This window comes from Noviherbaspirillum malthae, from assembly GCF_015352985.1.
Classification (GTDB): Bacteria; Pseudomonadota; Gammaproteobacteria; order Burkholderiales; family Burkholderiaceae_D; genus Noviherbaspirillum; species Noviherbaspirillum malthae.
On the sequence record NZ_JACYXF010000006.1, the window covers coordinates 178,805 to 193,314 of the forward strand.

Sequence of the window (14,510 nt, forward strand, 5' to 3'; positions counted from 1 at the left end):
ACTCGATGGATGAAGCTACTGGTTGCCGGCCTGCACCACGGCCTTCGCAAAACGGTCGTCGACCAGTTCGCCGATGAACTTGCGCAGGTCGGTGCCTTTCTTGACGATCTCTTCATCCAGCAGGATGGGTACGGTTGCGTAAAGCGAGTCGAGATGGAATTTCTCGGGCACCGGCTTGCTGAAATCGGCGCGCGTGAGCTGCTGCCTGATGACCGGCACCGACAGCTTGGATTCGTCCGCGACGATGCGCGCCGTGTCCTCCGGGTTGGCGATTGCCCAGCGGCGGGCGCGTTCATAGACCTTGAGCACGCGCTTGAGATGCTCCGGATACCTGGCGATGAAATCGTCCGTGGTATTCAGGAAGCCGTAGCTGCTGAATGCCGGATTTCGGTACAGCACGCGGCTGCCCGCTTCCAGTTCGCTTGCCGCCATGTGCGGATCGAGACCCGCCCAGGCGTGGACCCGGCCCTGCTCCAACGCAATGCGTCCATCGGGATGCTGGAGATGCACGACTTCCACGTCGTTCTTGCGCAAGCCGCTGGCGTGCAGCGTCCGCAGCAGGAAGAAGAAGGGATCGGTTCCCTTGGTCGCCGCAACCTTCTTGCCTTTCAGGTCGGCGATGTTCTTGACCGGAGAATCCTTCGGCACCAGCAGGGCAGAGGCTTCCTGGGTGTTGAAGATGTAGACCGTCTTTACCGGATAGCCGTTGGCGCGGCTGACCAGCGCCGAGATGCCCGAGGTGGAGCCGAAGTCGCTGCTGCCGCTGTTCAGGTATTCCAGCGCCCTGTTGCTGCCGAGGCTGAGCACCCACTTGATCTGCACGCCTTCCTTGCCGAACTCGTCTTCCAGCCATTGATGCTTGCGTATGATGAGGCTCAGGGGAGAATAGTAGGCGTAGTCGAGACGGATTTCCTTCGGCGCGGCGGCATGGGCGGGTGCGGCGGCGACTGCGGCGAACGTCATGGCAGCGGCAGCCGCCGCAGCCATGACGTGCTTGATGGTGGCGATGAACATGTTTTTCATTTCTTTCCTGCTGTTCTTATTTGGCGCCGGCAACGAGCGTGCTGCCAGCGGTTCCGGCCTTCGCGAAGACCGGCGCGGCCGTCTTCGTATCGATGAGTTCTGCAATCACGCGATGGACATCGGTGCCGGGGCGAACCAGCGCCTCCGTCTGCAGGATGGGGGCCGCTTCCCTGAGTGCGGCGATGTGCTGTTCCGACGGGCGGGGATTCGAGAAATCGGTGCGAAGCTTCACTTGCAGCAGCGCCACCTGGAGCGGCACCTTGGCTTCTTCCGCCAGGATCTTCGCCGCTTCCGCCGGATTGGCCACCGTCCATTGGCGTGCGCGTTCGTAAGCCGCGATCACCCGCTGTACGGTCTCCTGATGGCGTGCCAGGAATTCCTCGCGCACATTGAGGAAGCCGTAGGTGTTGAAGTTGACGTTGCGATAGATGAGGCGCGAACCGGCTTCGAGTTCGCTTGCCGCCATGTGCGGATCGAGTCCCGCCCAGGCGTCGACCTTCCCCGTTTCCAGCGCGACGCGCCCGTCCGGATGCTGCAGATGCACGATCTCGACGTCGGACTTGGTCAGGCCGGCGCCGCGCAACGCGCACAGCAGGAAGAGATAGGGATCGGTGCCCTTGGTGGCGGCCACCTTCTTGCCCTTGAGCTGCGCAACACCGGTGATGGGCGAATTCTTCGCGACCACCAGCGCCGTCCATTCCGGGCGGGAATAGATGTAAGGCGTCCTGATCGGATTGCCGTTGGCGCGCGCCAGCACGGCAGCAAGGCCGGCGGTCGAGCCGATGTCGAGGCTGCCGCCATTGAGATATTCAAGCGCCCGGTTGCTGCCCTGGCTGAGCACCCATTTGACGCCGGTATTGTCTTTCTTCAGGTCTTCCTCGAGCCATCCGAAGCGCTTGAGCACCAGGCTGGTCGGAGAATAGTAGGCATAATCCAGCCGCACTTCCGCAGGCGAAGCGGCATGGGCGCCAGCATGGAAAAATGCGGCGCCAAGGGCACCCGTGGCTGGCAGCAGGCTGGCGGTCTTGAGGAAGGTTCTACGGTCCATGGCGTGGCATGAGTTATCGTTGTTATGAAGAGATCAAGCTTAAAGACAGGAGGTTGACGAAGAAACGAATTGTTTCGCGCTTCCATAGCCGGTTTTCGTATAAAAATAAGACGGGGCCCGCTTGCGCGAAAAGCGCATTAGCAAGGGTGAAAATCTTCGTTGGATGGAACGGAGGCGGTTTGTAGCATTGCCCGTTTTCCATTCTCGTTCGGCGCGGCATTGAAATGCCTTGCCATGGCCTCATGGCGCGCAGAAAAGAATTTCGGAGTCACATCATGAACGATCAAGATCATTTGAAGCCATTGCTCGAGTCCCTGCGCGAAAGCGCTGTCGAGCGTGACCATGCCGGCGGACATGCAGCCCGCGAGAAGGCATTGCTGCGCGAACACGGCCTGCTCAACCTTTCGATACCCCGCGAGTTCGGCGGGGAAGAGCTGCCGTGGCCGCAGATCTATCGCATCGTGCGGCGCGTCGCAGGCGTCGACAGCGCGCTGGGCCATGTGCTTGCCTTTCATCATCTGCAAATCGCCACCGTGCTTATCTATGGCAATCCGGCGCAGAAGCGGCGCTGGCTCGGTGATACCGTGCGCCATGGCTACTGGTGGGGCAATGCGATGAATCCGCTCGACACCCGGCTGGTGGCGAGTGAAGGCGCAGGCGGTTTCCGGCTGAACGGCGCGAAGGGCTTTTGCTCCGGCACGACGGGTTCCTACTTCATGACGCTGTCGGCACTGCATCAGGACAGCGGAAAGGTAATGCTCGGTGTGGTGCCGACGGTGCAGGACGGCATCCGCATACTGGACGACTGGGATCCCATCGGCCAGCGGCAGACCGACAGCAATAGCGTTGAATTCACCGATGTGCCGCTGCCCGAGGACAGCATCCTGCGCGCGCACTATGCCGAGCAGACTGCATTCCATACCTTGCGTACCTGCTTCGCCCAGCTGGTGCTGGTCAATCTTTATGTCGGCATCGCAAGCGGGGCGCTGGACGAAGCGCGCCGCTACGCACTCAGCCAGGCGAGGCCCTGGGTGCATGCCGGCGCAGCTTCGGTTGCCGACGATCCGCTTGTCGTCCAGCGATTTGCGGAAATGCATGTGCAGGTTGCCGCGGCCACCGCCCTGGCAGACCGGGCCGGCGACCTGCTGGAAAAGGCCTATGTGCGCGGCCCCGAACTGGATGCGCAAACCCGCGGCGAGGTGGCGGTGGCCATTGCCGAGGCCAAGGTGCTGGCGCATCGCGCCGGCCTGTATGCAAGTCAGGAATTGTTCGAGGTTGTCGGCGCCCGCGGCGCGAAGGCCGCGCTTGGCTTCGACCGCTTCTGGCGCAATGTGCGCACCCACACGCTGCATGACCCGCTGGACTACAAGCTGCAGGTGCTTGGCAAATGGGCATTGCTTGGCGAGACGCCTTCGCCGACGCTGTACAACTGAATCGGCGGCTCCGGCGGCCCATGCGATCAGTGAAGATCGCATGGGCATGGAGGATTTGGGACTTCAGAACGCCGGTACAGCCGAACCGTTGAACTGGGTATCCACGAAGCGGCGCACTTCCTCGGATTGAAATGCCCGCACCAGCTTCGGCACCCAGGGCTTGTCCTTGTCGGCGGTTCTCACGGCGAGCAGATTGGCGTACTTTCCCCGGGCATCTTCAATGGCGATGCTGTCGCGCGTAGGCACCAGCCCGGCGCTCACCGCATAGTTGGTATTGATGGCGGCCGCATCGAGGTCGTCGAGAGAGCGGGGCAGCTGCGCCGCTTCCACCTGAATGATGCGCAGGTTCCTCGGATTGTCCGCGATATCGATCGGCGTTGCCGTCAGGCCGGCGCCGGGCTTGAGCTTGATGAGGCCGTATTTCTGCAGCAGTGCGAGCGCCCGGCCGCTGTTGGACGGATCGTTCTGTATGCCGACGCGTGCACCATTCGTCAGATCGGAGAGCGACTTGAACTTGCGCGAATAGAATCCCATCGGGAATGTCACCGTGTAGCCCACCGGTGAGATCCTGTATCCGCGCGCCTCGATCTGGGTTTCCAGGAAGGGAAGATGCTGGTAGCTGTTGGCATGCACGTCGCCGGCGTCGAGTGCGGCATTGGGACGGATATAGTCATTGAATTCCACGATCTGCAAACGCAGTCCGTCGCGTTCGGCCACCTTCTTCGCCACTTCCGCAATCTGCGCATGCGGGCCGGCGGTCACCGCAATCCTGATCGCCTCGTCGGCGGCCCATGCGCCCGAGGCCGCAAACAAGGAGATCGACATGAGGGTGCGGGCAAGTTGTCGTTTCATGGTGTTTTCTGTTTTTATGATGTGTCAGGCTTGCTTCATGCGGCTTCGTTGACCGCGCAGGCTGATGCCGCGCGCCGGGTGCGCGACATCTAGCCGGTCGCCCTTGCCGAACAGCTTGTTGCGCAGGCTGCCGGCTGCATATTCCTTTTGATAACGTCCGCGCCGCTGCAGTTCAGGCACGACTTGATCGACCACGTCGCGCATGCTTTCATGCGCCAGCGCGAAAGCCAGGTTGAAGCCATCGATACCGGTTTCATCCAGCCAGGCCTCAAGCTGATCCGCGACCTGCGCCGGATTGCCGACGATCACCGGCCCCCGGCCGCCTAGGCCGATGAATTGCGCCGCTTCCCGCACCGTCCATTTGCGGTCGGGATCGGCTGCGCTGAAGGAGGCGAGTGCCGTGCGGCCCGCTTCGGTGTCCATGTACTCGATGGTGTCGTCGAGCGCATGGCGGCTGAAGTCCACGCCGGTCCATCCCGACAGTAGGGCGAGGGCGGCTTCGATGTCGATATGGCGCTTGTAGTCCTCGTACTTCTCGACGGCTTCCGCTTCCGTGGGCGCGGTGATCAACAGCGCCTGCGCATAGATCCTTACGTCGCATGCGGTGCGTCCTGCGGCGACCGCAGCGGCACGCAGTTCCTGCACGTAGCGGGCGACGATGTGCCGCGCCGGTGCGCTGACGAAGATGCATTCCGCATGGCGGCCGGCGAACGCTTTGCCGCGGCCGGAAGTGCCGGCCTGGTAGAGCAGCGGAGTCCGCTGCGGCGAAGGTTCGCACAAATGAAAGCCCGGCACGCGGTAGTGCCTGCCGTGATGCGCGATCGAATGCACCTTCGACGGATCGGTGAAGACCCCGCGTTCCTTGTCGCGCAGCACCGCGCCGTCTTCCCAGCTGTGTTCCCACAGCTTGTAGACCACTTCCATGTACTCTTCCGCGACATCGTAGCGCTCGTCATGCCCGAGCTGCCTGTCCATGCCGAGGTTGCGTGCGGCGCTGTCGAGGTAGCCGGTCACGATGTTCCAGCCGATTCGCCCGCGCGTGAGATGGTCCAGCGTGGAGATGCGGCGGGCGAAGGAATAGGGATGCTCATAGGTGAGCGCGCAGGTCACGCCGAAGCCGAGGTGCGTGGTGGCCTGCGCCATCAGCGGCACTAGCGCCAGGGGATCGTTGAGCGGTACCTGTATGCCATGCCGCAACGCCGCATCGGCGCTGGCCTGATAGACGTCGTACACACCGAGCACATCCGCAAGGAAGATGCCGTCGAAGCCGCCGCGCTCCAGCAGCCGGGCCAATTCAACCCAATGCTCCGGATCGGTGTAGCGATGCGAAGTGTCGCGCGGATGCGTCCAGAGACCAGGGGACTGATGCCCCACGGTGTTCATCTGGAAGGCATTGAAACGAATCAACCTGGGCAAGGCACCGGCCCTGCCGCGGTCCGCCAAGGAACTCATTTGGCTCCTACCACCAGCGACTGCTGATAGTCGGTCTTGACGAAGCCCGCGAAGTGCTTGTTGGTCACGTCAAGAAATTCCTTGGAGCGGTAGGCGTCGGCGAGATCCTTGACCCACTTCTTGTCCTTGTCCTCGGTGCGAATCGCCACCAGGTTCTGATAGGTCGGCGAAGTCTTTTCCAGCGCGAGGGCCTGCGTCAGCTTGAGGCCGGATGCCAGTGCGAAATTGCCGTTGATGAAGGAAAAGTCGGTATCGTCCAGCGAGCGCGGCAGCTGCGCCGCCTCCAGAGGAATCAGCTTGATTTTCTTCACGTTGACGGCCACGTCCTTTTCGGATGCGCGGATCGGGTCGTAGCCTTCACGCAGCTTGATCCAGCCCAGCTGCTCCAGCACCACGAGCGCACGCGCCTGGTTGGTCGGATCGTTAGGCAGCGCAACGTTCGCACCTTCCTTGACCTCGTTTACGTTCTTGTACTTCTTGCTGTAGATCGCGATCGGCGCGGTTGGCACCTTGAGCAATTCGCTCAGAGCAAGCTTGTTCTCGGTGGCGAACTTGGTGAGGTAGACGATGTGCTGGAAAGCATTGGCATCCAGCGCACCCTGCGCCAGCGCGAAGTTCGGCTGCACATAGTCATTGAATTCGACCACCTTGACGGCATAGCCCTTCTTCTCGAGGATGGGCTTGATGCCGACCTTGACCTGGTCGGCATACGGACCGGCAGTGGCGCCGATGACGATTTCCTTCTTGTCCTGCGCAAAGGAAGCGGGCGAAAGAGCAAGGCCCGAGCCGATGGCAAGAGCAGTGGCGATGAGTGCGCGGCGGGAGATGGACATGTGTTTTCCTTTATGTGTTGTCGGTATGGTGTTGCTGCAATCTGTTGCTGCAGTCTGTCGCTTCAATTGCGTTCAGCGCTTGTCGATGTGCCGTGCGATGCCGTTGCCCGCGAACTGGATCAGCTGCACCAGCACGATCAGGATGGCAACGGTGAAGATCATGACGTCGGTCTGGAAGCGGTAGTAGCCGTAGCGGATGGCTAGGTCGCCGATGCCGCCGCCGCCGACCACGCCGGCGACCGCCGAGTAAGACAGGAAGCTGATGGTCAACACCGTCAGCGCGAGCACCAGGCCGGAACGGGCTTCGACCAGCAGCACGCGCAGCACGATCTGCCATTCGCTTGCGCCGATTGCATGGGCGGCCTCGATCACCCCGTGCGGGACCTCGCGCAGGGTCTGCTCGACCAGCCGTGCAAAGTAGGGAATGGCCGCGACCGACAGCGGTACCGCCGCAGCGACCGGACCGATCGAGGATCCGGTTAGCACGCGCGTGAACGGCACCAGTGCAACCAGCAGAATGATGAAGGGGAACGAGCGCAGCGTATTGACCAGCCAGCCCATTGCCAGAAACAGCGGGCGGTTGGCCAGCGACTGCTTCGGTCCCAGCAGGAACAGCAGGATGCCGAGCGGCCCGCCGATGAAAATGGCCGACGCAAGACCGATGCCCAGCATCAGGAAAGTCTGGCCGATCGCGGTCCATAGCTCGGGCAGGATGTTGACGATATTCTCAGGCATGCTTGACCTCCCGTTGACGCTCGGCATTGACCAGGCTGAGGAAGGTGCCGTACTGGCGCAGTTCCTGACCAAGGCTGGTTGAGGGCAGATACGCGTGGTCGCTCAGCTGGAACTGTTCCGCGATCCGCCCGTCCTCAATGACCGCGACCTGCCTGCACAATTCATGCACCACCGGCAATTCATGGGTGACGATGACGATCGTCACGCCGAGCCGTTCATTGATGTCGCGCAGCGTCTGCAGCACCGAGCGTGTCGTCTCCGCATCGAGCGCGGAAGTCGGCTCGTCGCACAGCAGGACCGAAGGCCGGCTTGCGAGCGCGCGTGCAATGGCCACGCGCTGCTTCTGCCCGCCGGACAGTTTCGACGGATAGCTCTGCGCCTTCGCTTCCAGACCCACGAGTTCGAGGCACTGGTAGACACGGTCCTTCAACGCGGCGCCCCTGAGTTCGCCGTGCACTTTCAGCGGGAAAGCGACGTTTTCGAATACCGAGGCATTCTGCAGCAGGTTGAACTGCTGGAAAATCATGCCGATCGACTGGCGCGCCTTGCGCAGCGCGGTCTTGACCAGGGATGTCAGTTCGCGGCCGTCGATCCAGACCGCACCGCTGTCAGGCTGCTCAAGCAGGTTGATTAGGCGCAGCAGCGTCGACTTGCCGGCACCGCTCTTGCCGATCAGGCCGAAGATGTCGCCGCTGCGAACCTGCAGCGATGTCGGCCTGACGGCATGGAACTGGCTGCCGTCAGGGAGTGTGAAGGATTTGCTGACCGAGTCCAGCCGGATCACGGCGGGACGCACAGCATCGAGCAGGGAGAGCGTCATGGCAGTTCGAATTGGTCTCAGATGTTCTATCAGGAGTAGGCGGTCGGTTCGGGCAACTTGCCGCTTAACACATAACGGCCGATGTCGCGCAGCTTGTAGTCGATCGGGTCGTGCAGGGTGTGGACGCGCACGTTTCGCCAGAAGCGGTCGAAACCGTAGCGTTCCGACGTCGCCCTGGCGCCGGTCACATCGAAAATCTGCGTCGAGGTCTCGATGCCCGCGTGATGCGCAAGGCATTTCGCTTCCGCCACCGTCACCGCCAGCTCGCCGCGGTCCTGTGCGGTGACGGCGTTGCCCTTGTGCAGCAGTCTCTCGAGTGCCGCTCCGGCTTGGTCGGCAAGGGCGATCGCGGGCCGCAGCAGCAGCCAAAGGTTGCCGTAGCGATGCTGGATGAAGGGGTCGTCTTCCGCCGAGGTCTGACCCGAGGCGAACCAGGGCCGGGCCTGCTCGCGCGTATAGCGGCTGGCTTCCTCGAATGCCCCCAGACCGATGCCCAGGTAGAGATTGGCCATGATCAGCTGGGCCACCTGCGAGCGCAGCGTTGCCTGCGGCGTCGGCGCAATGCCCGGCGGCTGCAGCACTTCGGCATGGAGCAATTCCACACCGTCGAAGCGCACATTGCCGCTGTCGGTCTGGCGTTGTCCGAATGCGTCCCAGCCGGCCTGGACTTCGATACCTGCCCGGTTCGTCGGCAGTGCGGCAATCAATGCGGTCTGCGTCGCTTCATGCCATGCCGAAATGGTCAGCACGTCGGAGCCGACCGATCCGGATGCAAAGCTCTTGATGCCGTCGAGACGGAAACCGTTCGGCGTGTCGGTGGCAATGACGCGCTTGTCGAGCGGATTGAGCGCGTTGCCCCAAAAGAGATCGCGGCGTACGGTGTCAGTCAGAAGCGCCGCCTGCTGTTCGTCGTTACCGTAAAGCTGTACGCCGGCCAGTTGCAAATGGTGGAAGCCGAAGATGTGGGCAAGTGCGCTGTCGACCTTTGCCAATTCGCGCACGGCTTCCAGCACCAGCCTCCAGGAGGCGCCGATGCCGCCGAAACGAATGGGCACGGAAAGACGCAGCAGCCCGCTGGAACGGATCAGTTCGCGTTCGGCTGCCGCATGGCCCCCGGCGCGGTCCCGCTCGACGGCCGTCTCGCGCAATTTTGCAGCAAGCTCGACAACGGCTTTCCGGATCGCCGCTTCCGAAGCGGCGTCCGTGCCGGTGCTGCCTGGCGCCGGCTGTAGCCGCAGATACCGTAAATGAGGAGGCAGATGCGTCATGTTGAAACTCTTGTCCTGTGTAGTTGATGAAGAATTATTCCATCGGGGATTTGGGGATTGAACGAATTAAAACGGTTAAGGTTATGCGGGATTTTTTGCGCAATGCCTTATGCGCGAACCCGATATTCAAAAATGAAAAGTTTCGTTTTGCTCGTTGAGGCGCATGCATAGAATCGCGTTGTCGTCTTGCATGCTTCTCCGTTGAGTTGCACATGGATAGATGCAATGCCGTGCATCGGCCGTTTCACTTGCGGCCGCCGACTCACATCCAATCACCACAACCACCAATAAGAACGAAACCGTCATGTCATCAACAATCGCTCGCTCGCGCCGTCTACTGCTATCTTCCCTCGCCCTCGTTCCGCTGGCGTTCTCGATGCCCGTCCTTGCGCAGAAGGCGCCCGATGCCGTGCGTATCGGCTACCAGAAATCCTCGACGCTGCTGACCATCGTGAAGGCGCGCGGGACACTGGAACAGCAGCTTGCGCCGCTCGGCATCAAGCTGAGCTGGCATGAGTTTCCGAGCGGCCTGCCGCTGCTCGAGGCGCTCAATGTCGGCGGCGTGGACCTGAGCGCGGACGTGGCCGATACGGTGCCGGTATTCGCCCAGGCCGCGGGCGCGAAGCTGACGTATGTTGCGCAGGAAGCGCCGTCGCCGTCGGCACAAGCCATCGTGGTGCGCGCCGATTCGCCGCTGCGCAGCGTGGCCGATCTCAAGGGCAAGAAAGTTGCCGTCACCAAGGCGGCGGGCAGCCATTACCTGCTGATTGCGCTGCTGGAAAAGGCCGGGTTGAAGTTCAAGGACATCTCGCCTGCTTACCTGACACCTTCCGACGGCCGGGCCGCCTTCGAGCGCGGCAGCGTGGATGCCTGGGTGACCTGGGACCCTTTCCTCGCCGGCGTGCAGCGCCAGTCCCAGGTACGCGTGCTTGCCGACGGACGCAGCGTTGCCGATTACCAGCGTTACTACCTGGCGTCGACGCCGTTCGCCGAGGCGCATCCGGATGTCATCCATATCCTTTACGAGGAATTGCGCAGGACTGGCCAATGGGTCAAGCAGAATCCCAAGGAAGCAGCCGCCTTCCTTGCGCCGCTGTGGGGGCTCGATGCGCCTGCCGTCGAACTTGCGAACAGCCGCCGCAGCTACGAGGTCAGGGTGGTGCAGCCGGATTCGCTGAAGGAACAGCAGGCGATCGCGGATGCCTTCTTCTCGGAAGGCCTGCTGCCGAAGAAGATCAATGCTGCTGCGGTTTCGATCTGGAAGCCGGCACGGTGATCCGGCGAAGCCGATTCGCCAAGTGATCAAAGCTTAAAGACTCGCCACTCAATCCGCAGCGCCCGGCAAGACTTTCCCGTCTTGCCGGGCGTTGTGCCTTGTTCTCTCGGTATTCGATGGGGCCATCTTGCGAGGAAAAAGACTTCCATTTTTCCGCAGGCCATGGATATACTTGTTTGTCAGCAAATGTTATTTGTTGGCAATAGGGAGACAGCTGTCGGCATGGAAAGGGCATGACGGAATGATAATCTACACGTTCATGCAGCGCAGCCATGCCGATTAGCCATAGATATAAGAGAGACAAGGAAAATCATGGCCGCGCAGCGCATAGCATCATCCACGAGCATTACCCGTAAACTTGGCTTGCTGGTCGCAAGCGCCTTCATCGGCCTGGTCTGCCTGACCGCCGTCTTCATCTATGCGGAAAGGCAGTCGATGATGAAGGAAAGGCAAATGGCCGTGCAGCAGATCGTCGAGGCCGCGCACGGCATTCTGGTTCATCATCATGATTTGTCGGTGAAGGGTAAGGTCAGCGAGCAGGAGGCCAAGCAGAGCGCCATGGAAGCCATCAAGCGGCTTCGCTATGGCGGCAACGAGTATTTCTGGATCAACGACATGCATCCACGCATGGTCATGCATCCGGTCAAGCCGGAGCTTGATGGCAAGGATCTGTCCGACAACAAGGATCCGACAGGCAAGCGTCTCTTTGTTGAGTTCGTCAAGACGGTGCAGCAGAGCGGAGGCGGCATGGTCGCGTACATGTGGCCGAAGCCGGGCAGCAGCGAACCGGTGGAAAAGGTCTCCTACGTAAAAGGTTTCGCGCCTTGGGGATGGGTGATCGGTTCGGGCGTGTACGTCGATTCCGTCAATGAAGCCATGATGGTGAAGGCGTTCGAATTCCTGGGCGCCACGCTGGTGTTCGGCATCCTGCTGCTGGCGGTCGGTTTTGCGATCTCCCGCAGCGTGCTGCGCCAGCTCGGCAGCGAACCCGCCTATGCGGTCGATATCACCCAGCAGATCGCCGCGGGCGACCTGACCGTGCCGATCAAGCTCAAGGAGGGCGACCAGTCCAGCCTGCTGCATGCGATCAAGACCATGCGCGACAGCATCGTGCGGATGGTCGGCGAAATGCGTGCCAGCGCCGATACCATTGCCAGCGAGTCCGCGCAGATCGCATCGGGCAATCTGGAATTGTCGGCGCGCACCGAGCAGCAGGCCGGCTCGCTCGAGGAAACCGCGTCATCGATGGAGGAACTGACCTCGACCGTCAAGCAGAATGCGGAGAACGCGCGCCAGGCCGATGCGCTGGCGGCGGCGGCATCCGATGTCGCTACCAAGGGCGGCGAAGTGATTCACCAGGTGGTCGGCACCATGGAGCAGATCAATGAATCGGCGCGCAAGATCGTCGATATCATCAGCGTGATCGACGGCATTGCCTTCCAGACCAATATCCTGGCGCTCAACGCTGCCGTTGAAGCAGCGCGTGCCGGCGAACAGGGCCGGGGATTTGCCGTGGTTGCCTCCGAGGTCCGTACGCTGGCGCAGCGTTCGGCGCAGGCGGCCAAGGAAATCAAGGGGCTGATCGGTGATTCCACCGAAAAAGTCGAGAACGGCAGCCGCCTGGTGAACCAGGCCGGTGCGACCATGCAGGAGATCGTGGAGAGCGTGCATCGGGTCACCGGCATCATGCGTGAAATCACTTCGGCCAGCCAGGAGCAGACATCCGGCATCGAGCAGATCAATGCCGCCATCACCCAGATGGATGGCGTGACCCAGCAGAATGCCGCGCTGGTGGAAGAGGCTGCGGCCGCCTCCGAAGCCCTGCAGAACCAGGCGGCCAAGCTGGCACAGACGGTCGGCCTGTTCAAGCTCGATCACAACCAGGTACAGCAGCAGGTACCCGTCAGCAGGCCGGTCGCGCCGCGTGCTTCGGCACCGGCTCCGCAGGCCCAGCGCAAGGCCGTGACGCGCGCCGTTTCGGAAAAACCGGCCGGCAAGCCTGTGCAAAGGCCGGCAATTGCCGCAAGACCCGCGGCTCAGGATGACTGGGAAGAGTTCTGACACCCCATCATTCTGGTACCGATAGCAAAACGGCCGGCGCAAATTGCGCTGGCCGTTTTGCATTGCAGCCAGTGTCAGGTGAAATTTCCCTTCATAGATGACGCTTTATAGGGCATAATGCATCATCTATGAGGGGATAACCGATGCCGAAAAAGCTGCTGGACACCGATTCGCTGCCGACGCTGGTCCAGGAGCGCCTGAGCACCTGGGGCCGCTGCATCCGCACCCAGCGTCTGCGCCAGCGCATTACCGCAGCCGATTTATGCGCGCGCATGGGTATCTCCGAAGCCACATTGCGCCGCCTGGAACGCGGCGACTCCGGCGCCGGCGCCGGGGCTTACCTTACTGCGCTGCTGGTTTTGGGCGTTTCCGATGAGGCGACACCTCCACTGCCGCCGCTGCTCTGGTCCGACATGACGCAGCGCCGTGTAAAACCGACCCGGCAGGAGCGAGGAGCCGGGGATGACGCCGATTACTTCTAAGCCGCTGTACGTCTATCTTCAGCGCCCCGATACCGGAGAATGGGTCACGGCAGGGCGCTACCAGTCCGAGTCTCCCGATGGCGGGGACAGGGCCGGTTCAGATAGGCCCCAAGCTATGCCGATGCCGGACTGGCCTGGGCTATCGATCCGTCAATCTGCCATTTCGCCCTGATGCCGAACTCCCTGCGCCACGTTACGGCGGTCTGCATGATGTCTTGCGCGATGCCTGCCCGGATGCATGGGGGCAGGCACTGCTGCGCCGGGAACACAATCTGCCGGCCGGGACGCCCCTGTTCCGCTATCTGGTGTTGGCCAGCAACGCCGACCCCTGGGGTGCGCTCGCCGTAGGCACGGAGCGCAAGCCGTCGGTGGCAATGCTTGCAAGTCCGAAACTGCCTTAGCTGGAATCCCTGGTGCAGGAACTGGCTGCTCTTGGCGAGCAGCGTCCGGCAGTCGATGCCCGCCCCGGCCGAGGACAGGCGGGAACTGTTCGGCAGAATGATTTTCAATGCCCTCTGCGGAAACGACGATGATCATGTGCGCAACCATGCGGTCGTGTACCGTCAGGAGCAGCGGCGCTGGCGCCTGTCGCCGGCCTTCGATGTCGTGCCCAATCCGGCGGAAACGCCGCGCAGCCTGACATTGCAGCTGTCTGCCGGACGCTTCGACATATGCCGGACGGCAGCGCTGGCGGATGCGCATCGCGTCGCATTCGACAGCCGCGAGGAAGCCGGGCACTTCTGCGATGCACTGCTGCTGCGCATTGAAAGCGCATTCGAGCGGGCGGCCAGCCGGCTCGATGCATCGTGGCGGGCAATGATGCATGCACGCCTGCAGCAGAACCTCTCGTTGCTGCGCGTATCGAAGTGACACCGCATTGGAACATGCATGTCGAACCGAACCCAAGGAGAAGAGCAACATGAACGGCACCACACTCAAGGACAATTCCGGCGCGCAGCGCTACGAACTGATGGCAGACGGCCAGCTGATCGGCTTCGCGCAGTACAGGCCGGCCGGCGATGCTGTCGCGATCATCCACACTGAAATCGCACCGGAGCATGGCGGCAAGGGCTACGGTTCGGCGCTGGCGAAACAGGCGCTGGACCGCATTCGCGAGGAACGAAAGCGCGTCATTCCCGCATGCGGCTTCATCGCCGACTATATCGGCAAGCATAGTGAATATGCGGACCTGGTAGCGGATTCCTGACAGGGGTCTCGATTCCTCGC

15 protein-coding genes are annotated in these 14,510 nt (G+C 61.9%); 6 read left to right on the forward strand and 9 right to left on the reverse strand.

All coding sequences use genetic code 11. The features are described 5' to 3' along the window. Nucleotides 1-15 precede the first annotated feature (15 nt). Together IGW03_RS11735 and IGW03_RS11740 are read right to left on the reverse strand one after the other, a co-directional pair. Nucleotides 16-1,023, reverse strand: coding sequence for an aliphatic sulfonate ABC transporter substrate-binding protein (locus IGW03_RS11735; protein WP_228535370.1), 1,008 nt, complete (start codon nucleotides 1,021-1,023; stop codon nucleotides 16-18). Nucleotides 1,024-1,039: 16 nt separating this feature from the next. Beyond that, nucleotides 1,040-2,071 (reverse strand): aliphatic sulfonate ABC transporter substrate-binding protein, encoded by a 1,032-nt coding sequence (locus IGW03_RS11740; protein ID WP_194722739.1) that lies wholly within the window; start codon nucleotides 2,069-2,071, stop codon nucleotides 1,040-1,042. 275 nt (nucleotides 2,072-2,346) lie between these two features. On the opposite strand from IGW03_RS11740, the gene IGW03_RS11745 reads away from it, so the two are divergent. Then, on the forward strand, nucleotides 2,347-3,504 hold the full coding sequence (locus IGW03_RS11745) for an acyl-CoA dehydrogenase family protein (RefSeq protein ID WP_228535372.1): 1,158 nt from the start codon (nucleotides 2,347-2,349) through the stop codon (nucleotides 3,502-3,504). 63 nt (nucleotides 3,505-3,567) lie between these two features. Here the strand turns inward: IGW03_RS11745 and IGW03_RS11750 are convergent, their stop codons facing one another. From IGW03_RS11750 to IGW03_RS11775, 6 genes are all read right to left on the reverse strand, one after another. Further along, complete coding sequence (locus IGW03_RS11750) at nucleotides 3,568-4,356, reverse strand: MetQ/NlpA family ABC transporter substrate-binding protein (protein ID WP_194722741.1); 789 nt, start codon at nucleotides 4,354-4,356, stop codon at nucleotides 3,568-3,570. A gap of 24 nt (nucleotides 4,357-4,380) precedes the next feature. Further along, on the reverse strand, nucleotides 4,381-5,772 hold the full coding sequence (locus IGW03_RS11755) for an LLM class flavin-dependent oxidoreductase (protein ID WP_194722796.1): 1,392 nt from the start codon (nucleotides 5,770-5,772) through the stop codon (nucleotides 4,381-4,383). 32 nt (nucleotides 5,773-5,804) lie between these two features. Further along, the gene (locus IGW03_RS11760) at nucleotides 5,805-6,641 is read right to left on the reverse strand and encodes a MetQ/NlpA family ABC transporter substrate-binding protein (RefSeq protein ID WP_194722742.1); all 837 of its coding nucleotides are present in this window, start codon (nucleotides 6,639-6,641) and stop codon (nucleotides 5,805-5,807) included. Nucleotides 6,642-6,713: 72 nt separating this feature from the next. Then, nucleotides 6,714-7,376 (reverse strand): methionine ABC transporter permease, encoded by a 663-nt coding sequence (locus tag IGW03_RS11765; protein ID WP_194722743.1) that lies wholly within the window; start codon nucleotides 7,374-7,376, stop codon nucleotides 6,714-6,716. Then, a complete protein-coding gene (locus tag IGW03_RS11770; RefSeq protein WP_194722744.1) occupies nucleotides 7,369-8,196 on the reverse strand; it encodes a methionine ABC transporter ATP-binding protein in 828 nt (275 codons plus the stop codon). Before IGW03_RS11770 ends, IGW03_RS11765 begins: the two co-directional genes overlap by 8 nt. A 29-nt stretch (nucleotides 8,197-8,225) precedes the next feature. Further along, nucleotides 8,226-9,464 (reverse strand): acyl-CoA dehydrogenase family protein, encoded by a 1,239-nt coding sequence (locus tag IGW03_RS11775; RefSeq protein WP_194722745.1) that lies wholly within the window; start codon nucleotides 9,462-9,464, stop codon nucleotides 8,226-8,228. A gap of 304 nt (nucleotides 9,465-9,768) precedes the next feature. Between IGW03_RS11775 and IGW03_RS11780 the strand changes: the two genes are divergently transcribed. The 3 genes from IGW03_RS11780 (at nucleotide 9,769) to IGW03_RS11790 (ending at nucleotide 13,283) form a co-directional block, all read left to right on the forward strand. After that, nucleotides 9,769-10,740 carry an aliphatic sulfonate ABC transporter substrate-binding protein gene (locus IGW03_RS11780; protein ID WP_194722746.1) on the forward strand — a complete coding sequence of 324 codons (972 nt, stop codon included), beginning with the start codon at nucleotides 9,769-9,771 and terminating at the stop codon, nucleotides 10,738-10,740. A gap of 312 nt (nucleotides 10,741-11,052) precedes the next feature. Next, entirely contained in the window at nucleotides 11,053-12,801 is a 1,749-nt protein-coding gene (locus tag IGW03_RS11785) for a methyl-accepting chemotaxis protein (protein WP_194722747.1), read from the forward strand. A gap of 143 nt (nucleotides 12,802-12,944) precedes the next feature. Further along, on the forward strand, nucleotides 12,945-13,283 hold the full coding sequence (locus IGW03_RS11790; protein WP_194722748.1) for a helix-turn-helix domain-containing protein: 339 nt from the start codon (nucleotides 12,945-12,947) through the stop codon (nucleotides 13,281-13,283). A 113-nt stretch (nucleotides 13,284-13,396) separates the two neighbouring features. Here the strand turns inward: IGW03_RS11790 and IGW03_RS37990 are convergent, their stop codons facing one another. Next, on the reverse strand, nucleotides 13,397-13,792 hold the full coding sequence (locus IGW03_RS37990) for a hypothetical protein (protein WP_228535414.1): 396 nt from the start codon (nucleotides 13,790-13,792) through the stop codon (nucleotides 13,397-13,399). Between IGW03_RS37990 and IGW03_RS37995 the strand changes: the two genes are divergently transcribed. Beyond that, entirely contained in the window at nucleotides 13,740-14,153 is a 414-nt protein-coding gene (locus tag IGW03_RS37995) for a HipA domain-containing protein (RefSeq protein ID WP_267253475.1), read from the forward strand. The two genes, IGW03_RS37990 and IGW03_RS37995, sit on opposite strands and share 53 nt — an antisense overlap. A 49-nt stretch (nucleotides 14,154-14,202) precedes the next feature. Then, nucleotides 14,203-14,490, forward strand: coding sequence for a GNAT family N-acetyltransferase (locus tag IGW03_RS11800; RefSeq protein ID WP_194722749.1), 288 nt, complete (start codon nucleotides 14,203-14,205; stop codon nucleotides 14,488-14,490). Nucleotides 14,491-14,510 lie beyond the last annotated feature (20 nt).